We start from the raw sequence: 24,089 nt of genomic DNA on the forward strand, positions 1-24,089 counted from the left end.
CGCATTGGCACCAAAAAGAAGGATCGTGAACCGTTTCGTCTTCGAAAAATGCCACTGCCAGAATGTCAGTGGTTCTCGTTTCGCCACGAGATCCCCCTACTCCACGTCCCAATCATCCTCAAACGGCAGATCGCCGATCGCCATCCAGGCAGCGCGGACGCGGGCGACGCGGCTGTCGGACCAAGTGCGGAATACCACGTCAAAGCCGGTTTCGGAAATATTCTCGGCCACCAGTTCGGATCGATGCGCGGTGTCCTGATGCATGTCCATCAAAGAAGCGGTGACCTGCACTGCGGGTATCGCGCGAAAAGGATGGTCAAAACGGACGTTCAAACGGCGTTCACGCCCGCCAGAGCCGGTCCACATGGAGCCACCGGAATCGAACTCGGAGAACACCTCAACATCCCCTTGCGCGACGCCGGTGCGTTGGCTGCGAAATGTCGTATTGCGCACGGAACAACCTCGTGATGTGTGAAAACATCTAAAATTACTCATATCAAAATGATGCTTAACAAAAAGAAAACCGGCCCGCAGATCTGCGGGCCGGTTTCTATAGGTTTCATCTGTTCCCGGAGGATCAGAGGCTCATGTGGGTCCCGAGCGCTTCCATGTCTGCAAGCATCTTGGCCGCGTCTTCCACCAGACCATGCTCAGAGTTGTCCTCCTGCGCGGTCTTGTACATGGTGCGGGCTTCCTCGATGAGCTCGTCCAGATGGGCGCGGGTCATCTCGTCCATGGGGATCGCCCGCTCCGCGAGGACCGACAGGCCCTCGGCAGTGATCTGGGCAAACCCGCCAGTGACGAGATACTCCGTTGTGCCTTCCGGTGCGTCCACCTTCAGGATGCCCGGACGCAGGGTGGTCAGTGTCGGCGCGTGCAAAGGCATCGCCGTCATGTCACCCTCAGCACCGGGGATCTGGACCGCGCGGGCCTGAAGCGAAGCAAGGCTCCGCTCCGGGCTCACGAGATCGAATTGCATCGTATCAGCCATGAGGGCCCTCCTTAGGCCGCGTCAGCAGCCATTTTCTCGGCTTTTGCGATCACTTCGTCGATGCCGCCAACCATGTAGAAGGCGCCTTCGGGAAGGTGGTCGTATTCGCCAGCCACAACGGCTTTGAACGACGCGATGGTGTCCTCGAGGGAAACCTGCACACCGTCGGAACCGGTGAAGACTTTTGCAACGTCGAACGGCTGCGACAGGAAGCGCTGGATCTTACGCGCACGCGCAACGGTCAGCTTATCCTCTTCGGAGAGTTCGTCCATGCCGAGGATCGCGATGATGTCCTGCAGCGACTTGTAGCGCTGAAGGATCTGCTGAACGTCGGAGGCCACTTTGTAGTGCTCTTCGCCAACGATCTGCGGGTCCATCAGGCGCGACGAGGAGTCGAGCGGGTCCACAGCGGGGTAGATGCCGAGCTCGGAGATCGCACGGTTGAGAACGGTGGTCGCGTCCAAGTGGGCAAAGGTTGTTGCAGGTGCCGGGTCGGTAAGGTCGTCCGCGGGAACATACACAGCCTGGATCGAGGTGATCGAGCCGTTCTTGGTGGAGGTAATACGCTCCTGCATCGCACCCATGTCGGTCGCCAGCGTCGGCTGGTAGCCCACAGCGGAGGGGATACGGCCGAGAAGTGCGGACACCTCGGAACCGGCCTGCGTGAAGCGGAAGATGTTGTCCACGAAGAACAGAACGTCGGTACCGGACTGGTCACGGAACTGCTCTGCAAGGGTCAGACCGGTCAGGGCAACACGGGCACGCGCACCCGGAGGCTCGTTCATCTGGCCGTAAACCAGAGCAACCTGCGACTCTTCGAGGTTGTCGGGCTTAATCACGTTGGATTCGATCATCTCGTGGTAAAGGTCGTTGCCTTCACGGGTCCGTTCGCCAACACCCGCGAACACGGAGTAACCCGAGTGCACTTTTGCGATGTTGTTGATCAGTTCCATGATGAGAACGGTTTTACCAACGCCGGCGCCGCCGAACAGACCGATCTTACCACCCTTCGCATAAGGCGCGAGAAGGTCGATCACCTTGATGCCGGTCACGAGGACCTCGGATTCGGTGGACTGGTCGTTGAACTCGGGCGCGGGCTGGTGGATCGCGCGGGTCTCTTTCGCAACGATCGGCTCGCCTTCGTCAACCGGCTCACCCACAACGTTCAGGATGCGGCCCAGGGTTGCGTTGCCGACCGGAATCGAGATCGGAGCACCGGTGTCGGTCACTTCCTGACCACGCACGAGACCTTCGGTCGCGTCCATCGCGATGGTACGGACAGAGTTCTCGCCGAGGTGCTGAGCAACCTCGAGAACGAGTTTCTTGCCGTTGTTGTCGGTGGTGAGGGCGTTCAAAATCGCCGGCAGCTCGCCGTCGAACTGGACGTCCACAACGGCGCCGATGATCTGAGTCACCTTGCCTTTTGCATTTGCCATGTTTCGTCTCCGGTTGTCTCTTAGAGCGCCTCGGCGCCCGAAATGATTTCAATAAGCTCGTTGGTGATGACGGCCTGACGCGAGCGGTTGTACTCGATGGTCAGCTTGTCGATCATTTCGCCCGCGTTCCGCGTGGCGTTGTCCATCGCGCTCATCCGGGCCCCCTGTTCGGACGCCCCGTTTTCCAGCAGACCCGCAAAGATCTGGGTGGCGACGCCGCGCGGCAGAAGATCCGCAAGGATCGCCTCTTCGCTGGGCTCGTAATCCACCACACCGGAGGTCGCCTCGGCGCCCTCGGCATCGAATTCCGCCGGGATGATCTGCTGGGCAGTCGGGATCTGGGTCACGACGTTCTGGAACTTCGAGTAGAAGATCGTGGCAACGTCGAACTCGCCCGCGTCAAAGCGTGCAAGGATGTCCTTGGCGATGCCCTGCGCGTCGACATAGCCCACGCGCTTGACTTCGGTCAGATCCACATGGCCGACGAACAGGTCGCCGAACTCACGCTTCAGGACATCACGGCCCTTTTTGCCCACGGTGAGGATCTTGACGGTCTTGCCCGCGGCCTGAAGGTCGAGAACCTTCTGACGCGCCAGCTTGGCGATGTTGGCGTTGAAGCCACCGCACAGGCCGCGCTCGGCGGTCATGACCACCAGGAGCTGCACCTGATCCGAACCCGTCCCCGCAAGGAGCTTGGGCGCGGTATCGCTTTGACCGACAGAAGCTGCCAGCCCCGCCATCACGGCATTGAACCGCTCGGCGTAGGGGCGTGCATCCTCAGCCGCTTCCTGGGCGCGGCGAAGTTTCGCCGCCGCGACCATCTGCATGGCTTTGGTGATCTTACGAGTGTTTTTCACACTCGAGATCCGGTTTTTTAGGTCCTTGAGAGAAGGCATGTGCTGTCTCTCTCCTTACGCGAAGTCTGCTGCGAATTCGTCCAGAACAGCCTTCATCTTCTCGACCGGTTCACCCTTCTTGAACTTGGGATCCTCATCGGTGATCCACTGCAGGAAGTCGGCCTTCTTGGAGCGCAGGAAGGTCAGAAGCTCGGCTTCATAACGACCCACTTCCTTGACGTCGACTTTGTCGAGGTAGCCGTTGGTGCCCGCGAAGATGATGCAGACGATTTCAGAGTTGGTGAGCGGCGAATACTGCGGCTGTTTCATCAGCTCGGTGAGACGCGCGCCACGGGCCAGCAGCTGCTGGGTTGCGGCGTCGAGGTCGGAACCGAACTGCGCAAAGGCCGCCATTTCGCGGTACTGAGCCAGGGACAGTTTCACAGGGCCCGCAACGGAAGACATCGCATCGGTCTGAGCCGAGGAGCCCACACGCGAAACCGACAGACCGGTGTTCACGGCGGGGCGGATGCCCTGGTAGAACAGTTCGGTCTCAAGGAAGATCTGACCGTCGGTGATGGAGATCACGTTGGTCGGAATAAACGCAGACACGTCGCCGCCCTGGGTTTCGATGATCGGCAGCGCGGTCAGCGAGCCTGCACCGAAGTCTTCGTTCAGCTTTGCGGAACGCTCGAGCAGACGGGAGTGGAGGTAGAAAACGTCACCCGGATAAGCTTCACGGCCCGGCGGGCGGCGCAGCAGCAGGGACATCTGACGATAGGCCACAGCCTGCTTGGAGAGGTCATCATAGATGATGAGCGCGTGCTTGCCGCTGTCGCGGAAGTATTCGGCCATCGCGGTCGCCGCGTAGGGGGCAAGGAACTGCATCGGTGCCGGGTCGGACGCGGTTGCGGCCACAACGATGGAGTATTCCATCGCGCCGGACTCTTCGAGCTTTTTCACCAGCTGCGCCACGGTGGAACGCTTCTGACCCACAGCAACGTAGACGCAGTAGAGTTTCTTGGAGTCGTCGTCGCCTGCAGCGTCGTTGTAGGACTTCTGGTTCAGGATGGTGTCCAGAGCGATCGCGGTCTTACCGGTCTGACGGTCACCAATGATCAGCTCGCGCTGGCCACGGCCAACGGGGATCATCGCGTCCACGGACTTGAGGCCGGTTGCCATCGGCTCGTGCACGGATTTACGCGGGATGATGCCCGGCGCTTTGACGTCTGCAACCTTGCGCTCTTTGGCTTCGATCGGGCCTTTGCCGTCGAGCGGGTTGCCGAGGCCGTCGACAACGCGACCCAGAAGCTCGGGACCAGCAGGCACGTCCACGATGGAGTTGGTGCGCTTGACGGTGTCGCCTTCTTTAATGTCGCGGTCGGAGCCGAAGATAACCACACCGACGTTGTCGGATTCCAGGTTCAGCGCCATACCCATGATGCCGCCGGGGAATTCGACCATTTCGCCCGCCTGGACGTTGTCGAGGCCATAGACACGGGCAATACCGTCACCGACGGAGAGCACGCGACCAATCTCGGCCACTTCGGCTTCTTGACCAAAATTCTTGATCTGGTCTTTAAGGATCGCGGAAATTTCCGCTGCTTGGATACCCATTTATCCGACCTCTTTCATTGCATTCTGTAGGGAGTTGAGCTTGGAGCGGATCGAACTGTCGATCATCTTCGAGCCCACTTTAACGACGAGACCGCCGATGATGCTTGCATCGACGGTGGCATTGATGGTGACCTTCTTGCCCACGCGCTCGGCGAGGGTTTTGGCCAGTTTTTCGCTCTGCGTCTTGGTCAGCGCCTTGGCGGAGACGACCTCGGCGGTCACTTCGCCACGGGCTTCTGCGATACGGGCGCGCAGCGCGTCGATCAGGGCGGGCACCACAAACAGGCGGCGTTTGGCCGCCATCAGCGCGAGGGAGTTGCGCAGTACATCTACAAGCCCCATCTTGTCCGCTACGGCAGAGATCGCAGCGGCCTGTTCCTCACGCGACACCAGCGGTGAGGTGATGAGAGTACGCAGGTCTTCGCTGTCAGCCAGGGAGGCTGCCAGATCGTTGATGCTAGTCTCGAGGTTGTCGAGAGCATTGCTCTCGGCAGCGATCTCGAAGATCGCTGTGGCATAGCGGTCGGCAATGCCTGCGGAAATCGAAGCTGGTTCGGACACGTCCACCCTTCCGATATTATTTTGGCCCCGGTTTATATGCGTCCTGGCAGGTAGCATCCGGGGGCGTGAGGTCGCCCGATTTTGGCCGGGCATCGAAATCAGCGTGGATGTAGCAGAGCCTTTGCGACCTAGCAACTCCCTCTGTCCGAAGCTGCGAAAACCGAAGTCACACGTTTTCAATGACTTAACAAAACTATGGTGGTTTGACGCAGCTGTTATTGGAAAAAAATTACGCGCCCCTGCCTATCGCTACACGATTCCGAGGCCCGAATTTGCGTCATTTTGGTACACAAACGTACACAATGTCGAATCTCACGCCTGAAGTGTCGACAACGGTGCCCGGACGCAAGGATCGCCGCCCGAAGGCGCGCGCTTGGGCTCGCAGAAGGCGCACCGATTGGGCGTCTGTCTCATCTCAGGTAGGTTCCGCGATCGGGTTGGAGAGCCCCTCTAGTACCCGGATCGGGTTGGTGCGGCGCGCGCGTGTCATGTGGCCCTTTTGGGGGTGGGTCTGCTTTGAGACCTCCACAAGGAACACGCCCGCCGCCATCATCGCGGGCAAGCGCCGTCCGACCCGCTCGATCATCGCGCCCGACTTGAGCCAGAACCGGCGCGAACTCGGCAATCGGTAGAGCGCCGCCGCATGCTGCTCGATAGTGAACTGATGTGCGCGCAACTGGTTTTCCAACTGGGTGAGCGTATAAGGGCGTCCGTAGCCAAACGGCGTCTCGTCCGATCTCGCCCAGAGCCCCGCGCGGTTCGGGACAATAAAGATCGCCCTGCCCCGCGGCCCCATCACGCGCCAGCACTCATCCAGCAAGGCCGAAGGCTGCTCGGAGGTCTCAAGCCCATGAAGCAGCACCAAACGGTCGACACGCCCGGTTTCCACCGGCCATGAGGTCTCCTCGCAAAGTACGGATACATTGGGCATCCCGGCTGGCCACTGCATCACGCCCTGCGGCCCCGGCATCAGCGCCATGAGCCGGCGCGCTTCGCTCAGGTATGGGCGCAGCAGTGGCGCCGCAAAGCCAAATCCCGCGATCGTCTCACCGGTGGCATCCGGCCACATCCGCAACAGCTGCCCCCGGATCGAGGCCTGCGCCGCGCGCCCCAAGGTGCTGCGGTAATAGAAATTCCTCAGATCCTGCACATCCAGATGCATTGCAGACGCTCACTGCTTCGGTCACTCTGGGGCAGTCTAGCAATGTGAAAGCGAATGACCATGCCCGATCAGACCTCTTTCCCCTCCACCGTGGCAAATGGCCTCGAAATCGTGACGGTTCCGTGTCTTGCGGACAACTATGCCTACCTCGTCAAAGGACCCGATGGCGTGGCGCTGATCGATGCGCCCGAGGCCGAGCCGATCCTGACCGCTCTGGAGGCGCGGGACTGGTCGCTTGGGGTCATCATGATTACCCATCACCACCACGACCATGTGGGCGGTGTCGCCGCACTGCGTGAAAAATTCGGCTGCCCGGTCATGGGGCCCAAGGCCGAAGCCGATAAGATCGCAGCCCAGGGGGTCACACTGGATATGGAACTGGAGCCCGGCTTTGAAGGCGGCACCGGTGCCGGGCGCTGCCAGGTGCTTGCAGTGCCGGGCCACACGCTCGGCCACATCGCTTTTTATTATCCCGAGGCGCCGGCCCTGTTCAGCGCCGACAGCCTCATGGTGATGGGCTGTGGACGCCTTTTTGAGGGCACGCCCGCGATGATGTGGCAGACCATGACCACGCTTTCTGCGCTCCCTGACGAGACGCTGATCTATTCCGGTCACGAATACACCGAGAGCAACGCAGGCTTTGCGCTCAGTCTGGAGCCGGAAAATGCAGCACTGCAAAAAAGAATGGATGAAATCACCAAAACCCGTCAAAACGGCCAACCGACCGTCCCTGCCCTTCTGTCGCTCGAAAAACAGACCAACCCGTTCCTGCGAGCTGGCGATCCAAACCTGAAGAAAACGCTTGGTTTGGAAGGGGTTGAAGACGCAGAGGTCTTTGCCCATATCCGTGTGGCGAAGGATAAGTTCTGACACCAGTTTGTGGTCAGATGTGCATCGCCACACAAGATATGTGAACACAATCTCGGGAATTGTGACCACAATCGCGCAAAAAGCCCTTGAAGCTTACGATCTATCAACCAAACTCTAACACTATGAGGACACGGTTATGGGACAGGACCGGCCCGCCCGGTGGCGGACGATCCCCATAACCCAAGACAGAGGAGCACGCCCGTGCCTTCATTCTCGAGCACACTGGAACAAGCCATTCACGCGGCGCTGGCGCTGGCGAATGAACGGCGTCACGAATTTGCAACCCTAGAGCACCTGCTTTTGGCCCTCACCGAGGAGCCGGATGCCGCACGCGTCATGCGTGCCTGCAGCGTGAACCTCGACGAGCTGCGATCGACCCTGCTGGAATTTGTCGACGAGGATCTGGCCAATCTGGTCACCGACATCGACGGTTCCGAAGCCGTGCCCACCGCAGCCTTCCAGCGCGTGATTCAACGCGCAGCCATCCATGTTCAGTCCTCCGGCCGCACCGAAGTGACCGGCGCGAACGTGCTGGTGGCAATCTTTGCCGAGCGCGAGAGCGACGCGGCCTTCTTCCTGCAGGACCAGGACATGACACGCTATGACGCGGTGAACTTCATCGCGCACGGCGTTGCCAAAGATCCCGCCTACGGCGAGAACCGCCCCGTGACAGGCGCCAGCGAATCCGAAGAAGAAATCGGCGGCGGTCCGTCCATGGGCAGCCCAGAGGGCGAACAAAAAGAGTCGGCTCTGGCGAAATACTGCGTCGACCTCAACGCCAAATCCCGCGAAGGCGACATCGATCCCCTGATCGGGCGCGACAGCGAAGTCGAGCGCTGCATCCAGGTGCTCTGCCGCCGCCGCAAGAACAACCCGCTTTTGGTGGGGGATCCCGGCGTTGGTAAAACCGCCATCGCTGAAGGTCTCGCCCGCAAGGTCGTGCAGGGCGAAGTCCCCGAGGTTCTGTCGGAAACCACCATCTACTCGCTCGACATGGGCGCGCTTTTGGCCGGCACACGCTATCGCGGTGACTTCGAAGAGCGCCTTAAGGCCGTGGTGACCGAGCTTGAAGAACATCCCGATGCGGTGCTGTTCATCGACGAGATCCACACCGTGATCGGTGCAGGTGCCACCTCGGGTGGGGCAATGGATGCGTCAAACCTGCTGAAGCCTGCCCTGCAGGGCGGCAAGCTGCGCACCATGGGATCCACCACCTACAAGGAGTTCCGTCAACATTTTGAGAAGGACCGCGCGCTGTCGCGTCGCTTCCAGAAGATCGACGTAAACGAGCCTTCGGTCGAAGACAGCATCGCGATCCTCAAAGGGCTGAAACCCTACTTTGAGGACCATCACTCGATCAAATTCACATCGGATGCGATCAAATCCGCGGTGGAACTTTCGGCGCGCTACATCAACGACCGCAAGCTGCCGGACAAGGCCATCGACGTAATCGACGAAGCCGGCGCCGCGCAGCACCTTGTGGCCGAGAGCAAGCGCCGCAAGACCATCGGCGTCAAGGAGATTGAGGCCGTGGTGGCCAAGATCGCCCGCATCCCGCCGAAAAACGTCTCCAAGGACGATGCCGAGGTGCTGAAGGACCTCGAGGCGAGCCTGAAGCGCGTGGTCTTTGGTCAGGACGCAGCCATCGATGCGCTGTCTTCAGCGATCAAACTGGCCCGTGCCGGGCTGCGCGAGCCGGAAAAACCCATCGGGAACTATCTCTTTGCGGGCCCCACCGGTGTCGGCAAAACCGAGGTGGCCAAGCAGCTCGCAGATACGCTTGGGGTGGAACTCCTGCGCTTTGACATGTCGGAGTACATGGAGAAACACGCGGTCTCCCGCCTGATCGGCGCGCCTCCGGGCTATGTCGGCTTTGACCAGGGTGGTCTTCTGACAGATGGCGTCGACCAGCATCCCCACTGCGTGCTGCTTCTCGACGAGATCGAGAAAGCGCACCCGGATGTGTTCAATATCCTCCTGCAGGTAATGGACAATGGCCAGCTCACGGATCACAACGGCCGCACGGTCAATTTCCGCAACGTGGTTCTGATCATGACCTCCAACGCGGGCGCCTCGGAACTGGCGAAATCCGCCATCGGCTTTGGCCGCGACCGGCGCGAGGGTGAAGACACAGCTGCCATCGAGCGCACCTTCAGCCCCGAATTCCGCAACCGTCTGGATGCCACGATTTCCTTTGGGCCGCTGCCCAAGGAGGTCATCCTGCAGGTGGTCGAGAAGTTCGTTCTGCAGCTTGAGGCGCAGCTCATGGACCGCAACGTCTCGATTGAGCTTACCCGCAAGGCAGCTGAATGGCTCGCGGACAAAGGCTATGATGACAAGATGGGTGCGCGCCCCTTGGGCCGCGTCATCCAGGAGCACATCAAGAAGCCGCTTGCAGAAGAGCTCTTGTTCGGCAAGCTCTCCAAGGGCGGTGTGGTTCAGGTCGGCATCAAGGACGGCAAACTTGATCTTCGGATCGAGGGTCCAGGCAAGCCCCGCCTGAGCGGCAACAAACCACCGCTCCTGACTGCGGAATAGCGCTGCTTCGGCACCACACAGCAAGATCACGCGCCCGCCTCTGACCTCAGACGGCGGGCGTTCTCTTACGCACGGCTCAAATGCCTCAGGCCCTCAACTGCATCATGCCCTCAACTGCCGCAGGCCGCGACAAGGTCGATGCTGCGCCGAAGAGGCCGCGGCACACGCTCCAACCGCGGTCGCGGGCGCTTTTCGAAGAAAAAACGAGAGATCAGGCGCGGGTTGCAGGCCCACGCAGGGCGCGAAAGATCATCATCAGTGCGATCATCAGCACGATCTGCCCGATCATGTCTCCGACAACAAAGGATGCCAATTCCCAAAGCGTCCCATCCGGCGCAATGATGCCCGAGAAAATCAGCGTCTGGCACACCGAGTTGAAGACCGATGCCAACAGCCCGGTCAGCAGCAGTGTCCGCCAGTTCACCCTGCGCCCGCCACCCGCATAAGACGCGACCCCAAGGAGGCGCAACACCTCAAACGCGGCATAGGCGGACAACACGCTCATCAGGATCGACACCGACATCTTGCCCTGCATCAAGTCCAGAATATGCGAGCTGGTAAAGATCATGTTGGCGGCCACTGCACCAGCAATGAGCGGGAGGATCGCGCGCCAACCTACCAGCCAGATGCTCAGAACCCTGACGCCATGCGGCAGATAGGCCAGGCTTGCGATCACCGACACATCATCGAGAAAGAAACGCTGCGCAGGGGCGATCACCCAAATCGTGACGCCGTGGCAAACGATGTAGGTCAGCGCGATCAATCCAAATCCGCTCAGACCAGGGGCAAAACCGTCAGATCCTCTCATACCCAAGCTGTAGAGGCGAATACGCGCGGTGGCAATTCCTCTCGGCGACGACCTTGAGGAAACTGTTTTACGGTAACATAATGAAATGAAGCGTCAGATTTTGCGGCTCTAGATCAGGTTTTAGTCGTGCAGCAGATCCTTGCGCACCATGTAGTGCTTGGCCCGTGCGCCTTCTGGTCGCTCTAGAAAGCCAAGCTCCAGGAGCGACCGAAGCGCTCGGTGGAACGTCGCCTGCGCGATGCCTTGGGTCAGGGGGTGCTGGCGGATCTGGTCGGACACGACAAGCTGGCCCGGCACATCTGTCAAACGATGCGCGGCCTGAAAAACGTCCTTCTCAGCGGGGCTCAGGCTTTCCAGCCCGATATCACGCTCCATCTGTCGCAGCATGTCACGCAGTTCGAATATCGCGCGCAATCTGTCCAAAAACGTCTCTCCTGAAACCAAACCGCTCATATTGCGGTCAAACACACGTCCCTATGCCAAACTGTAACACAAAGCGCAGCAGAAAAAACTCTCACGGGTGATAATTTATTGGAAAATCGCCTGAGTTGTGCTAAAAGTTGGCTGGGCGAAACCAATTAAGCCGTGAGTGGTGGTGCCGTCCTTATTTCAAATTCCCATTTTCAGCATGCAGGCTCTGGCAGGTCACACTGCCGGAGCCTTATTTTATGGTGGATTATCCAAAACGACGCCACCGCCTGTCAGCGTTCCGTAAGCTTCAATTCGATTCGGCGGTTCTGCGCGCGCGCCTCAGGCGTGTCAGCTGGATTGACCGGCTGGAACTCGCCAAATCCGTTGGCCGCAAGACGTCCCGGGGGGATGCCCAGCTCATCAATCATGTAGCGCACAACCGAAAGCGCCCTGCCCTGGCTCAGCTCCCAGTTGTCGGCGTATTTGCCCGCCCCAACAAAGCGCTGGTTGTCCGTGTGCCCATCCACACGGATGATCCAGTTGATGTCATCCGGGATGGCGGCGGCGACGTTTTGCAGGATGCGCGCCACCTTGGCGATTTCGGCCTTGCCGGCCTCTGAGAGCTCGGCGCTTCCCAGTGCAAACAGCACCTCGGAGGCAAAGACAAAACGGTCGCCTTCGATGCGTACACCTTCCTGATTGCCCAGGACGCTGCGCAACTGACCAAAGAACTCGGAGCGATATTGCTCCAGATCCTTGGCTTCATTGGCGAGACGTTCGCGCTCTGCCTCAAGACGTTTGCGCTCCTGTTCTTCGAGCATGCGGCGGCGGCGCTCTTCAGCGGCGGCACGCGCAAGCGCTGTATTGAGATCCTGACCCAGGCTCTGGAGCTGAATTCCCTGTGCTGCGTCCCGTTCTTTGAAATCGTCCAGGAGCGACTGCAGCCCACCAAGCTGTTCACGCAGCGCCGCCACCTGCTGATTGAGCAAGGCCGTCTCGCGGCGGGCGTCTTCCGAGATCTGTTTTTCCTCCGCAAGTGCAGCGCGGGCCTGCGCCAAGAGATCCGCGCGCTGTTCTGCGAGGGTGCGCTGTTCGGAAATCTCCTGTGCAAAATCATCTTTTTGCGCCAAGGCGGCCAGAAGACGGCTCTGCAGAACCTCCTGATCGCTTGCCGCAGCCTGCGCCCGTTCCAGCGCCTCAAGCGCGATGAGCAAACGCTGTTCAACCGAAGCGCGTTCCTCTGCGGTGGAACTCGCAGCCGCGCGGGCTGCAGCCAGATCGGCCTCGGCACGCGCCAAACGCGTTTCAAGCCCACTGCGGGTTTCTTCTGCCTGACCACGCAGCGCGGCAAGCTGGTCTTCCAGGTCACGCCGCGTGGTATCGGCCTGTGCCTCGAGGGTCGCAAGGCGATCTTCCAACGCGCGGCGCTCGGCGTCAAAACTCTCTTGGGCGGCGCGCAGTTGGGCCTGATATTGGCTCTCGGTTTCCACCGTCTGCGCCCGCTGTCGGGTCAGCTCCGCCTCAAGGCGGCTGCGCGTATCTGCGGCCTCCTGGCGCGCCGTCTCCAAGTCTGCAGTCATACGCTCGCGGGTTGCAGCATTCTCGTTTCTGACGCGTTCCAGCTCCGCTTCAAGCGCCGAGACTCGCGCCGTTGCCGTGCTTTCAGTGACTTCCATCTGGGCCAGAACGCGGGTCAGGCGCTCTGCCAACTCGTCGCGATCATTGACCTGCGCCTTAGCTTGCTCAATCGCGGCCAAGGCCTCTTCAAGCTCCGTATCAAGCTGGTCGCGCGCCGCCTCCGCAGCCGCCAGAAGCGTCAGCGTGTCCTCGGCCTTCTTGCGCTCTTCTTCCAGTGCAAGGGTCATTGCAGTGAGTTCGGCATCCGCGTTTTCCAACCGCGCGCGCAGGGCCTCTGCCGCAGCGGCCTCAGCCAGCCGGGTCGCCTCTTCTTCAGAGAGCGCCTCTTCGAGCGCACTCACGCGTTCAGACTGTGCCGCCCCTTCTGCGCGCAGATCCTCCACCAGCGCCTGCAGGGCCTCGGTCTGAGCGGCGGCAAGACGGGCGGCTTCGGCCTCCGCGTCCACCTCTTCGCGCAGTTGGGCCAATGCAAGGTTCAGCGCCTCCTGTTCTGAGAGCAACTCGCTGCGTGCCGCATCAAGCGCGTCCCGCTCGGCGGTGAGATCGGCAATCTGCGCCTCGGCACTTTCACGACCAGCGATCAGAGCCGCCACCTGCGCCTCAAAGTCGGAAATCTGCGTGCGGGCCGTTGCAAGATCCGATCTCGCGGCATCACGTTCCTGCGTCAGGGCGCTGATCCGCGCGGTCTGGTTCGAAATTTGCTCTCGCGCGGCATCAAGATCAGAGCGCGTTGAGGACAGCGTCGCCCCCAGCGCGCCCAGTCGGGCCTGCAACTGGCTGGCCTCGCGTTCCTTGACGCCAAGTGCCTCTGCCAGCGCCCGCACCTCGGTCGAGAGTTCATCAAGCTCGGATTCCTGGCCCGAGATCGTCTCGCGCAGCACAAATTGCACCACCATAAAAATGGTGAGAACAAACATCAAAACCAGCAAAAGTCCGGTCATCGCATCCACGAAACCGGGCCAGATCGAGCCTTGAAACCGTTGACCAGTGCGCCGCTTGAGGGCCATGGGTTAGCTCTCTTTCCGCGCCGCGCGATCCATGCCACGCGGGCCTGCGAAAGCTTTGACCAGCAGGTCGATGTCCTTGCGCAGCTCCGAGAGGCTCTCTTGCCGTCCGGCGGAGATTTCCTCGAGGATGCGCAGCATTTGTACGTCGATCGAACGCAGGCGCATGCGGCTCTCGGCGTCGATGCCAACGTCACCATGGGCCCGCATCAGTTCGGCGAGCGTCTCCTGACCAACCGCGACACGCTCGAGCGCACCGGAGATCGACGCCACATCATCCTGACGGCGGTTCATGTCCTCAATGGTGTCGATCAGGCGCGAGAGCTTGCCTTCGACCTCCGCGCGTCCCTTAGCGGTTTCCACAAACATCGCCTGAAGCGCGTCCATCTGCTCCGCCATCGTATCAAGCACGCCCGCCACGAGGTTGCTGTCGCCGGTGCCGCCCTCCTCGCCCGAGGAAAAACTCACACGGGTGAAGGACGACAGCCATTCCTCGAGTTCGCGGTAAAAGCGGTTCTGCCCATGACCCGCAAAGAGTTCGAGCAGGCCCACGATGAGCGATCCCGCCAGCCCCAAAAGCGAGGAGGCAAAGGCCACGCCCATACCGCCCAGCTGCGATTCAAGTCCCGTCATCAGCCGGTTAAAGATAGCGACACCCTCTTCGCCATCTTGGGGCGCAAGGCTGCGGATGGTGTCGACAACAGCTGGTACCGTGGTCGCCAGACCGTAAAACGTCCCCAAAAGACCAAGAAAAATCAAAAGGTTGACGATATATCGCGTGATTTCGCGCTCTTCGTCGATGCGCTCTGCAACGGAATCCAGAATTGAGCGGGTCGAGGCCGAGCCAAGCTGCATCCGCGCGCCCCGAGAGCGCAAGAGCGCAGCCAGTGGCGCCAGCATCGAGGGCGCGCGATCCTCGTCGGTGGTGACCCCGGCGGCAAAGCGTTCAATCCAGCGCACCGAGTTGATGAGCTGCATCACCTGCCAGAAGGTCGCCAAAACCCCGACGATGAACACAAAGGCGATAAAGCCATTAAGATAGGGATTGGCTTCAAAGACCGGCATCACCCGCGGCAACGCCATAAAAGCGCCCGCCCCCGCCAGTCCCAATGCAATCAGCATCATGACAACCTGACGCACCGGCTGTGAAAACTGTGGCCGGCCTTCGCGTTCGTGATGCGCCATTTCTTTGCGGCTCCCGATAGGCTTTGTCTTGGTTCTGCGCCTGCAGCCTAGACCGAAAGTCCCATGGTCGCCAAGGATTTATGATAAAATCTGTCGGACCCGCTCCGTGAGCCAGTTGAGGTCCGGATCGCTGAGGCCGATTTCATCGAGATGGCCCGCAGTGTTGAAGAGATATTCGCTGTTGGGACCGCGCCCACCGACCGCATGGGCGATAATCTGCGCCTGTTCTTCAAGCTCCAGATGGCAATATTGCACATGATGGGGGTCGATCACATAGACCACGGCGTTCACACGCTCGCCGCTCTCGAGGTCCACATCGAGGAACCGCTCCACATAGGCCGAAGAGATCAGCTCACGTTCGCGCAGGGCCGTAAGGGTCGCCTCCTCGTGGCCTGCCTCCACACTCAGGGCCAGCCCTTTACAGTGGGCCTCGTCCTGTTCGTCGAGCGCCAGTACCAGCCCCGGAGCCTCTTCGCTGCCACGATGGTGGATTGATCGCATACAAAAGGAGCGCGCATAGCCATGCAGCGTCGCCACCTCGCGGCGCGCAACCGGGAACTCCGGGTTCCACAGAAGAGAGCCGTATCCAAATACCCACATCGTCATATTACTGGTCCTTTGCTGCGAGCGCCTATAAACAGCAAAACGTCCACAAGCAAAAGGGGTTCCACGGCATGAAACGCGGTCTGAAGATCCTGTTTGGGCTTTGTGTGGTCTGGTCGCTCTATTGGGCCGTTGCCGCATGGGGACTACGACAGAGCGTTGCTGCCTGGTTCGAGGAACAGGCAGCGCGGGGCTGGCAGGTGGAGGTCAAAGAGATCACCGCGGGGGATGGGCTTGGCGGCTATCCCTGGCGGCATGTGACCCAGATCACGCAGCCCGCCCTCGCCGATCCCGGCACCGGGGCCGCATGGCGTGCGGACTGGCTGGAGCTGCAGAGCCCCGCGATCTGGCCCGGCCACCAAAGCCTGCGTTTTGCCGACGGCGACCAGCGCCTCTCCTACTATGATCAGACCGCGGTGATCACGACCCAGGGACTGCAGGCCGATCTGTTCCTCGCGCCAGGCCTTGCACTGGAGCTCGAAGAACTGGGGCTCACCTCGGGGAGCTGGCGCATTGGCGACGACGCTGAAGCGACGCTCTCGGCGGATGACCTGAGCCTGCGCATGGTGCAGGGATCGGTGGCCGAGTCCTATGAAATCAGCGCCGAGGCCCGCGCCTTTCGCCCCGGCAAGGCGCTGCGCCGCCTGCTGCGCGCCGCGCCCAAACTGCCGCAGGCCTTTGAAACCCTTAGCCTTGCGATGGATGTGACCTTTGACAAAGCCTGGGATCTCTCCGTGCTGGAACACCGCCGCCCCCAGCCTCGTCAGATCGACCTTGCGCTGCTGGAGGCTCATTGGGGCGAGATGCGCCTCAAGATGTCGGGCGCGCTCGAGGTGGACGAGGCTGGCATTCCCACCGGAGAAGTGGCCCTTCAGGTGGAAGCCTGGGCGGAGTTTCTGGCACTGGCGGAAGATTCCGGATTGCTGAGCCCGACGCTGCGCGAGCAGGCCAGCCGGGTTGTGGCCGTGATGGCGCGTGCGAGCGGCAACCCGGAGGATCTCGACATTACGCTGGGCTTTCGCAATGGCAACATCACGATCGGCCCGATCCCCCTCGGTCCGGCGCCGCGACTGATCATCCGCTAACTGAGCGAAAAGCCTGTCATGCCCGCACCCGCACAAATGCGCAGGTGTCGAAACAAGGTCCGGTTGGATCAGCGACAGTAGCGCCCGCTGCGATGACGCGCCACATCAAGGTGGAAGTGATCGCGGTGATAGATGTCCGCCTCCGGCCCGAGCACCGTGCGAAACGGACCACAGGCCGCTTTCCAGATCCGCCGGAGCGCTCTGCTTGTCGACGCATCGGCCCAGCCCCTGAGCACGCTCACCACGGTCCCATCTTCGAGCTTGAAGCCCGAAATATCGATGGCACGGCCACGCCCATGTTCCGAGATCTTGGCGCCAGGACGGTTGTTGCGCGTGCGACAGCTGTAACCCGCCGCAACCCGCAGCTCCACGACCCGGTTGGAGCGCCCAAAGGCCGTCTCCACATCGCGCGACACCCATTTGTTGAGAGCCTTTGCAGTCTCGCAGGTCATCAATGCAGGCCGGCTGAGACCGACGCCCGAGACAGACCGCACGCGAACGGCATCACGCGCTCCGCATCCCTGCAGCGTTCCGGCAATATTGCCCGCCTCTTCGCCCTGAATATCGATGTCGCCGCAAACGGCCCCCCGGCGCCGCTTTGCGCGGCCAAACAGCACCTGTTGGGTGAATTCGGGTGTGCGCATCATGGGACGAAGGGTGCCATCGGGTGCAACCGGGATTTGCTCTGTCGGGCGGGCTGCGGCGGCGAGGATCTGAGCCGATACCGGGCGCAGCTGTGGGCGCAAAGCGGGTGCGGATTGAGGCAAGATCGCAGCGGTGGGCATCGCGGAAACGCGTGCAGCCTCAGGTGTCGCTCCACCACGCACGGCAGGGGGACGCAGCGTCGTTTCCGGGGCAGCCACAACAGGCATACCCGTGAACGCGACACAGGCCAGGGCCAGCCCGGCCAGCGTATGCCGCGCCCACGCGATCACTTTTTCGCCCCGCGACCGAAGTCGGGTGCCGCGGTGTCCTGACCCGCTTCGATAATGCCGCGCCGGATCGAGCGGGTGCGCGTGAAATAGTCATGCAGATGCTGACCATCCCCGGTCCGGATCGCGCGTTGCAGCGCAAAAAGCTCTTCGGTGAAGCGGCCAAGAATTTCGAGCGTGGCATCCTTGTTGGTCAGGAACACATCACGCCACATGGTCGGGTCCGAGGCCGCAATCCGGGTGAAGTCCCGAAACCCCGCAGCCGAGTATTTGATCACTTCGCTGTCGGTGACGCGGCGCAGGTCATCCGCCACCCCTACCATCGTGTAGGCGATGAGATGCGGCGTGTGGCTTGTCACCGCAAGCACCAGATCGTGGTGGTCGGCGTCCATCTCGTCCACATGCGCGCCCATGCCTTCCCAGAGTGCGCGCAGCCGCGCAACGGCCTCTGGCGCGCTGCCGTCCACTGGCACCAGAAGGCACCAGCGGTTATCGAACAACTCGGCAAAGCCCGACTCGGGACCGGAATGCTCGGTGCCCGCAAGCGGGTGGGAGGGCACAAAATGCACGCCTTCGGGGATATGGGGTGCCACATCCTCGATCACATGGCGCTTGACCGATCCCACATCCGAAACGGTCGCTCCCGGCATCAGCGCCGGGGCAATCTCGGCGGCCACGGCCCCCATCGCCCCCACGGGCACACAGAGCACCACGAGGTCCGCGCCCTCCACCGCTGCGCTTGCCGTGTCGCAGACCCGATCACACAGACCAATCCGACGCGCGGTGTCTCGGGTCTCCGCGCTGCGGGCGTAGCCGGTGACTTCGCCTGCAAGGCCTGCGCGTTTGATGGCCCAGAACATCGACGAGGCAATCAGCCCAAGACCGATCAGCGCCACGCGGTTGTAGACGGGCTTGGCGGTGATCTCGCTCATTCTGCCGCCCCGGCCTTAAAGTCCTTCACCGCTGCGGCCACCGCACGACAGGCGGTCTCATCCCCGATGGTGATCCGCAGCGCGGTGGGCAGGTTGTAGCCCGCGACCCGACGCACGATCAGCCCGCGCTGCTTGAGGAAATCATCACAGGACTCGGCCTCGGATTGCGAGGCAAACCGCGCCAGAATGAAATTGGTGCAGGAGGTATCCGAGGGCACCCCGAGTTCTGCCAGCTGATCCGCCAGCCAGCCTCGCCATTTGGCATTCTCAAGGCGACAGCGCTGCACATAGTCAGTGTCACGCACGGCAGCCTCAGCGCCTGCAAGCGCCGTTGTCGAAACATTGAACGGCCCGCGCACACGGTTCAGGACATCGATGATTTCCTGTGGGCCATAGGCCCATCCCACCCGCGCACCGCCAAGACCGTAGATCTTGGAAAAGGTCCGGGTCATCACGACGTTGTGGCGCGCGGCGATCAGCTGAGCACCTGCGTCAAACCCCTCGACATATTCAGCATAAGCGCCGTCCAGAACGAGGATCGCATCCTCCGGGATACCGTCAGCGAGGCGGGCAACCTCTGCCTCAGAGATCATCGTGCCGGTGGGGTTGTTGGGATTGGCGATAAACACCAGCTTGGTCTGCGCCGTGCAGCCCGCAAGGAGCGCATCCACATCGGTTACACGCTCGCGTTCCTTGACCTCCACCGGGGTCGCCCCGGCGGCCAGCGCCGAGATGCGATACATGGCAAAACCATGCTCGGTATAGAGCACCTCGTCTCCGGGCCCGGCATAGCACTGGCACAGGAAGGCGATAATCTCGTCGCTTCCGGCACCGCAAATGATGCGCTCGGCATCAAGCCCGTGAGTCTCGGCGATAGCGGCGCGCAAGGTGGCATGATCGGAGCTTGGGTAACGATGCATCGTGGCTGCGGCTTCGGCCATAGCCTCAACTGCGGCCGGGCTGGGCCCAAGCGGGTTCTCATTTGAGGAAAGCTTGGTCACATTGCTCACCCCGTCCACGTGGGCCGCGCCCCCCTGATAAAGCGCGATGTCCATGATACCGGGTTGCGGCGTGATTTGGGTCATATCGTCTGAGCTCCTTGGCGAACCTGTTCCTCATAACGCCAAGAGCGCGATGGGAAAAGGCGCAACTGCGTGAGCAACCGGATCAGCGCTTTGGAGCGCGCAGTCTTCACACCGCGATCACCGTATCCACCCGCGCCAGCAGGCCCGCGATCAACGCCGGCCTCAAGCGCTTGGTCAACAGCTGATGTCTCGCGGCAAATATTCAATGCCGGCTCATCTTCGCCTGCTGCCGGCATTTCCGGCGTGACACATCGTCAGGCAGTGCGCTCAGACTGCCCCTCGATAAAGCCCCCGTTTCGAAAGGGGGCGTCGCGCGCCCTGAGGGCGCGCGACGCGGGTCGCCTCGGGCAAAGCCCGAGGCGAAACATCCTGTGCCTAGAATCTCTTCCCGGCATCAAAGACAGGGTATTCGTCAGGCTGCCCGTGGCTGAAAGCGCGCGGTGCTCGGATCCGCATCATAAGCAGAGGCGACATTTTCGGCCTCCAGCACCAGCGCCTTCACGCTCTCGATCACATAATCCACGGTCTCTTCGGCCATCAGGTAAGAGAAGTTCAACCGCACCCAGCCCGGTTTCTGCAGCTCCCGTCCGGCAAGAAGATCCCTAAGCAGGGCCTCAGACTGAGGCTCGTCGATCTCAAGCAGCCGGTGTGCATAAGGTCCCGCGCAGGCGCATCCACCACGCGCCTGAATGCCATAAACATCGCTGAGCATGCGGGTGAAGAGTTGCTGATGCACCGGCGCACCGGAGGCCCCTTCCACGGTAAAGGAAAAGATCGGCAGCCGGTGGGCATGCGCGTGCCCCAGAAGCGTCAGCCCCGGCACATCCGCCCAGGCCGCGCGCGCCTTTGCAGCGTACTGCGCCTCGCGGGCCTCGATCTGCTCCTGCCCCACGGCTTCCTTGACCAAAAACGCCAGCGCCGCACGAATGTCACCCACCACATTGGGCGTGCCGGCTTCCTCTCGCGCGCTGAGACTGTCAGCGTAGCGATGCGACCAAGGCGAGACAAAGCTCACCGTGCCCCCCCCTGGCCATGAGGGGTTTTGCGCCCGCACCGCATCGCGGCGCAGCACCAGAACGCCAGAGGCCCCCGGCCCGCCCGGAAATTTGTGCGGCGAAACCACAACAGCGTCCTTAGGCTCGGCGCCATGCGCGCCCATGTCGATGGGCAGATAGGGCCCACCCCCGGCATAGTCCCAAACCGCAAGTGCGCCATGCGCGCGCAACAGCCGCGTGACCGGGTCGGGATCGGTGATGATCCCCGTCACGTTCGACGCCGCCGAGAAGCTGCCGATCTTCAGATCCGCCTCCGCATGCGCAACCAAGGCCGCCTCGAGGGCTGCGAGATCCACGCCGCCATCAGGGCCTTCGGGGATTTCGACCACCTCGGCGCGGCTCTCGCGCCACGGCAGGATGTTGGAGTGATGCTCATAGGGGCCGATAAACACAACCGGGCGCGTGGCCTCTTCAATCCCCAAAAGCTTCACCAACCGGTTCAAACCCGCCGTGGCACCGGAGCCTGCAAAGATCACCTCGCAGTCGTCCCCCGCACCCGTCAGCCGCGCGATTTCTGCCCGCGCCTCACGCCGCATCCGGGTCACATACTGCCCGCAATAGGACGCTTCGGTGTGCGAGTTGGCATAAAACGGCAGGAGCTTTTCGGCAATGAAGTCTTCGACTGGGCGCATCGCGCGCCCAGAGGCCACATAGTCTGCATAGACCAGCGGCACATCACCTCTGAGGCCGGGGATCATGACCCCTTCGCCAATCAATGTCGCGGCCAGTTGCCCCGCGTCCGCTGTGTTTTTGATCGACGTTTTGAACTCATCAAAGATCATATGCGCGCCCTCATTGCTATTTCTGCAATGATAGACCACCTATGAGCGTTCATTTTCACCTAAGTTCACGGGTGACAGCGGTATATCCATTTCATATGATCGATGAATGTCGAAGAACTTAGATCAGATTGACCGCGACCTTTTGCGCGCCCTGCAGCGTGATGGCAGCCTTTCGCAACGCGACCTCGCGCAGCGAGTCGGCCTTTCGCAGAATGCCTGCTGGCGACGGCTCAAGGCGCTGCAGGACAAGGGCATCCTGCGCGGCACCCGGGCCGAGCTGGACCGCAGCCAGCTCGATCTCGGTCTGGTGGTGTTTGTCATGTTGCGCACACGGCATCACTCCGCAGAGTGGCTGGCGCAGTTTCGCCGCCATGTGCTGACGATCCCGGAAGTGGTGGATTTTCACCGCATCGGGGGCGACTACGACTACCAGCTGAAGGTGGTGACTCGGGATATGGCGACCTACGACAAGGTCTACCAACGGCTGATCGCGGGCGTCGAGCTCGATAGCGTGACGTCCTATTTCGCCATGGAAGCCATTGCCGAAGGACGCCCGCTGCCGGTCTGAGGGGCACACGCCCGTCACCACAACGCGTGTTCACACCGCATGACCTTAAGGGGTGAGAACCAGCTTCTTGCCCACCGCCGTCGGCGTCTCGCGATAATCAACAAATCCCATGGCACTGTAATAGCCCAAACCTTGCGCGTTATCGGCGCTGATCAGGGCTTCGATCGCGGGCAAATGCGTAGCCTCCGCCGCCGCGCGCGTCACCGCAAACAAGGCGCGTCCAATCCCTTGCCCGCTCGCCTCAGGATGGAGATGCGTGCCGATCACGCCCCATCCCGCCGGCGCACCATAGGGATTGCCCTCCGGCGCGATCTGCAAGGACTGAAACCCCAGCAGTCGACCCGCAGCATCAACCGCGACCGAACAGGCGATGCGGTGGCTATTCTCAATGTAAGTCTCGCGTATAAATGCCGCGTCTCCTGCGGTCTTGCGATTCCCCGCCTGACGCAGGGCCTCCAACACGGCGGCAATGCTTTCGGCGTCCGCTGACACGGCCGGTCGAATGGCTATCATTTTTTTCCGATGAATTACGTGAAAAATGAGGGGCGCAGATCGCGGCGCACCTCCCCTGCCCCCTTTCGATTTCAGTGCCCAAACGCCGCGTTCGGCATCCACTTCGGACGTTTCCCCGCTGGCCCTGCCCGCATGTGCAAACAGGCGGTATTGGTGCGCTGGAACCACAGCGCCTTGAGCGGATACCAGCCCGCTTTCGGGACTTCGACCTCCACAGCAAAGGTTTCCTCGCAGGGCTGGCGCCCATCATACTCCCCAACCACCTGACCACCGACGGTGGCATGCAGCCCGTCATTGGTCAGAAAGTCGATCGTATACACCCCCGGCCTTTCAAACCGGACGTAGCCGCGAATATCCGCCACCACGCGCTCGGCTCGTTTGGCAGTCAGCACGTTTTGCCCAAGCTCGGTATCGCGATAATCCAACCCCGCAAGAGGCGCCCCCTGCTCAACCTTGTATTTGAGCGCATTGCGCGCAGCAGAGAGAGTTTTGACGTCGGCCGGATAGGCGTAGCGCACGGATAGTCCCGGCTTCAGATTTGAGGGTTGCGGATCAGCCGGCGTGAGCTTCAATGGCGCAGCCAGAGCTACGGCCGATAGTGCAACGGTCAATGTCGCGGCCCCCGCCAACGCGCGACACAGGGTGGAAATCTTCGACATGGTGGTCTCCCCAATTTCAAAGGGGCACAGTCCTGGCTGCGATGCCCCGGCTTTTACGCCACCCTAAGCGGCAAAACCCCTGAACCCCAAGCCTTAGCTGCACGCACAGCGGACAAATGACCAAAATGCAAAAAGCCGCCCCAATCGGAGCGGCTTTCGCAATGTCTCTGCATGCGCCCAAACGGCGCTGCAGACTTAGTTTTTGGCGTAGAATTCGACCACGAGGTTCGGTTCCATGACGACCGGGTACGGAACGTCAGCCAGGCCAGGTGCGCGTACGAAGGTGGCGGTCAGCTTGGAGTGGTCCACTTCGATGTAGTCAGGCACGTCGCGCTCGGCGAGCTGAACAGCCTCGAGAACGGCAACGTTCTGCTTGGACTTTTCACGCACTTCGATCACGTCACCCTCTTTCACGCGGTAGGAGGGGATGTTGACGCGCTTGCCGTTCACCAGAACGTGGCCGTGGTTCACGAACTGACGGGCCGCAAAAACGGTCGGCACGAATTTCGCGCGGTAAACGACGGCGTCCAGACGACGCTCCAGCAGACCGATCAGGTTTTCACCGGTGTCGCCCTTAACACGCTCGGCTTCGCCGTAGATGCGGCGGAATTGCTTTTCGGTCAGGTCGCCGTAGTAGCCCTTGAGCTTCTGCTTGGCGCGCAGCTGGATACCGAAGTCAGAGAGTTTGCCTTTGCGGCGCTGACCGTGCTGGCCGGGGCCATATTCGCGACGGTTCACCGGGGACTTCGGGCGGCCCCAGATGTTTTCGCCCATGCGGCGGTCAATTTTGTACTTGGCAGACGTGCGTTTGGTCACGG

General features: G+C 61.3%; 23 protein-coding genes. 4 read left to right on the forward strand and 19 right to left on the reverse strand.

Annotation, left to right across the window (positions count from 1 at the left end):
* Positions 1 to 96 precede the first annotated feature (96 nt).
* From TM1040_RS14830 to TM1040_RS14860, 7 genes are all read right to left on the reverse strand, one after another.
* A complete protein-coding gene (locus TM1040_RS14830; RefSeq protein ID WP_011539408.1) occupies positions 97 to 453 on the reverse strand; it encodes an H-type lectin domain-containing protein in 357 nt (118 codons plus the stop codon).
* A 124-nt stretch (positions 454 to 577) separates the two neighbouring features.
* On the reverse strand, positions 578 to 991 hold the full coding sequence (locus tag TM1040_RS14835; RefSeq protein ID WP_011539409.1) for a F0F1 ATP synthase subunit epsilon: 414 nt from the start codon (positions 989 to 991) through the stop codon (positions 578 to 580).
* A gap of 11 nt (positions 992 to 1,002) precedes the next feature.
* Complete coding sequence (gene atpD / locus TM1040_RS14840; RefSeq protein WP_011539410.1) at positions 1,003 to 2,427, reverse strand: F0F1 ATP synthase subunit beta; 1,425 nt, start codon at positions 2,425 to 2,427, stop codon at positions 1,003 to 1,005.
* 20 nt (positions 2,428 to 2,447) lie between these two features.
* Positions 2,448 to 3,323 (reverse strand): F0F1 ATP synthase subunit gamma, encoded by an 876-nt coding sequence (locus TM1040_RS14845; RefSeq protein WP_011539411.1) that lies wholly within the window; start codon positions 3,321 to 3,323, stop codon positions 2,448 to 2,450.
* A 15-nt stretch (positions 3,324 to 3,338) separates the two neighbouring features.
* Positions 3,339 to 4,880: a F0F1 ATP synthase subunit alpha gene (gene atpA, locus TM1040_RS14850; RefSeq protein ID WP_011539412.1), complete on the reverse strand. Its 1,542-nt coding sequence runs from the start codon at positions 4,878 to 4,880 to the stop codon at positions 3,339 to 3,341.
* On the reverse strand, positions 4,881 to 5,441 hold the full coding sequence (locus tag TM1040_RS14855) for a F0F1 ATP synthase subunit delta (RefSeq protein WP_044026841.1): 561 nt from the start codon (positions 5,439 to 5,441) through the stop codon (positions 4,881 to 4,883).
* Between the two features lie 415 nt (positions 5,442 to 5,856).
* Positions 5,857 to 6,603 (reverse strand): hypothetical protein, encoded by a 747-nt coding sequence (locus TM1040_RS14860; RefSeq protein ID WP_011539414.1) that lies wholly within the window; start codon positions 6,601 to 6,603, stop codon positions 5,857 to 5,859.
* 54 nt (positions 6,604 to 6,657) lie between these two features.
* Between TM1040_RS14860 and gloB the strand changes: the two genes are divergently transcribed.
* A complete protein-coding gene (gloB, locus tag TM1040_RS14865) occupies positions 6,658 to 7,473 on the forward strand; it encodes a hydroxyacylglutathione hydrolase (protein ID WP_011539415.1) in 816 nt (271 codons plus the stop codon).
* Positions 7,474 to 7,674: 201 nt separating this feature from the next.
* The gene (clpA, locus tag TM1040_RS14870) at positions 7,675 to 10,011 is read left to right on the forward strand and encodes an ATP-dependent Clp protease ATP-binding subunit ClpA (RefSeq protein ID WP_044026842.1); all 2,337 of its coding nucleotides are present in this window, start codon (positions 7,675 to 7,677) and stop codon (positions 10,009 to 10,011) included.
* 211 nt (positions 10,012 to 10,222) lie between these two features.
* On the opposite strand, the gene TM1040_RS14875 is transcribed toward clpA, so the two are convergent.
* The 5 genes from TM1040_RS14875 to TM1040_RS14895 all read right to left on the reverse strand — a co-directional run bounded on the left by TM1040_RS14875 (position 10,223) and on the right by TM1040_RS14895 (position 15,663).
* The gene (locus TM1040_RS14875; protein ID WP_011539417.1) at positions 10,223 to 10,819 is read right to left on the reverse strand and encodes a hypothetical protein; all 597 of its coding nucleotides are present in this window, start codon (positions 10,817 to 10,819) and stop codon (positions 10,223 to 10,225) included.
* Positions 10,820 to 10,939: 120 nt separating this feature from the next.
* Positions 10,940 to 11,242, reverse strand: coding sequence for a hypothetical protein (locus TM1040_RS14880; RefSeq protein WP_044026843.1), 303 nt, complete (start codon positions 11,240 to 11,242; stop codon positions 10,940 to 10,942).
* Between the two features lie 278 nt (positions 11,243 to 11,520).
* Positions 11,521 to 13,875 carry a peptidoglycan -binding protein gene (locus tag TM1040_RS14885; RefSeq protein ID WP_011539419.1) on the reverse strand — a complete coding sequence of 785 codons (2,355 nt, stop codon included), beginning with the start codon at positions 13,873 to 13,875 and terminating at the stop codon, positions 11,521 to 11,523.
* A gap of 3 nt (positions 13,876 to 13,878) precedes the next feature.
* Positions 13,879 to 15,057, reverse strand: coding sequence for a hypothetical protein (locus TM1040_RS14890; RefSeq protein ID WP_011539420.1), 1,179 nt, complete (start codon positions 15,055 to 15,057; stop codon positions 13,879 to 13,881).
* A gap of 78 nt (positions 15,058 to 15,135) precedes the next feature.
* A complete protein-coding gene (locus TM1040_RS14895; RefSeq protein WP_011539421.1) occupies positions 15,136 to 15,663 on the reverse strand; it encodes a gamma-glutamylcyclotransferase in 528 nt (175 codons plus the stop codon).
* Between the two features lie 68 nt (positions 15,664 to 15,731).
* Between TM1040_RS14895 and TM1040_RS14900 the strand changes: the two genes are divergently transcribed.
* A complete protein-coding gene (locus TM1040_RS14900) occupies positions 15,732 to 16,745 on the forward strand; it encodes a DUF2125 domain-containing protein (RefSeq protein WP_011539422.1) in 1,014 nt (337 codons plus the stop codon).
* A gap of 68 nt (positions 16,746 to 16,813) precedes the next feature.
* Here TM1040_RS14900 and TM1040_RS14905 read toward each other — a convergent pair whose 3' ends face one another.
* From TM1040_RS14905 to TM1040_RS14925, 4 genes are all read right to left on the reverse strand, one after another.
* Positions 16,814 to 17,680 carry an extensin-like domain-containing protein gene (locus TM1040_RS14905; protein ID WP_011539423.1) on the reverse strand — a complete coding sequence of 289 codons (867 nt, stop codon included), beginning with the start codon at positions 17,678 to 17,680 and terminating at the stop codon, positions 16,814 to 16,816.
* Positions 17,677 to 18,609: a prephenate/arogenate dehydrogenase family protein gene (locus TM1040_RS14910; RefSeq protein WP_011539424.1), complete on the reverse strand. Its 933-nt coding sequence runs from the start codon at positions 18,607 to 18,609 to the stop codon at positions 17,677 to 17,679. The genes TM1040_RS14905 and TM1040_RS14910 overlap by 4 nt, the downstream gene beginning before the upstream one ends.
* Positions 18,606 to 19,694, reverse strand: coding sequence for a histidinol-phosphate transaminase (gene hisC / locus TM1040_RS14915; RefSeq protein WP_011539425.1), 1,089 nt, complete (start codon positions 19,692 to 19,694; stop codon positions 18,606 to 18,608). Before hisC ends, TM1040_RS14910 begins: the two co-directional genes overlap by 4 nt.
* Positions 19,695 to 20,106: 412 nt before the next feature.
* Positions 20,107 to 21,531 (reverse strand): aminotransferase class V-fold PLP-dependent enzyme, encoded by a 1,425-nt coding sequence (locus tag TM1040_RS14925; RefSeq protein WP_011539427.1) that lies wholly within the window; start codon positions 21,529 to 21,531, stop codon positions 20,107 to 20,109.
* A 106-nt stretch (positions 21,532 to 21,637) separates the two neighbouring features.
* Between TM1040_RS14925 and TM1040_RS14930 the strand changes: the two genes are divergently transcribed.
* A complete protein-coding gene (locus TM1040_RS14930; protein ID WP_011539428.1) occupies positions 21,638 to 22,099 on the forward strand; it encodes an Lrp/AsnC family transcriptional regulator in 462 nt (153 codons plus the stop codon).
* A gap of 45 nt (positions 22,100 to 22,144) precedes the next feature.
* Here TM1040_RS14930 and TM1040_RS14935 read toward each other — a convergent pair whose 3' ends face one another.
* From TM1040_RS14935 to rpsD, 3 genes are all read right to left on the reverse strand, one after another.
* Positions 22,145 to 22,714: a GNAT family N-acetyltransferase gene (locus TM1040_RS14935; RefSeq protein WP_254658831.1), complete on the reverse strand. Its 570-nt coding sequence runs from the start codon at positions 22,712 to 22,714 to the stop codon at positions 22,145 to 22,147.
* Complete coding sequence (locus TM1040_RS14940) at positions 22,684 to 23,271, reverse strand: PA14 domain-containing protein (RefSeq protein ID WP_011539430.1); 588 nt, start codon at positions 23,269 to 23,271, stop codon at positions 22,684 to 22,686. Before TM1040_RS14940 ends, TM1040_RS14935 begins: the two co-directional genes overlap by 31 nt.
* A gap of 195 nt (positions 23,272 to 23,466) precedes the next feature.
* A complete protein-coding gene (gene rpsD / locus TM1040_RS14945) occupies positions 23,467 to 24,087 on the reverse strand; it encodes a 30S ribosomal protein S4 (protein WP_011539431.1) in 621 nt (206 codons plus the stop codon).
* Positions 24,088 to 24,089: the final 2 nt, after the last annotated feature.

Origin of the sequence: Ruegeria sp. TM1040 (genome assembly GCF_000014065.1) — a bacterium.
Classification (GTDB): Bacteria; Pseudomonadota; Alphaproteobacteria; order Rhodobacterales; family Rhodobacteraceae; genus Epibacterium.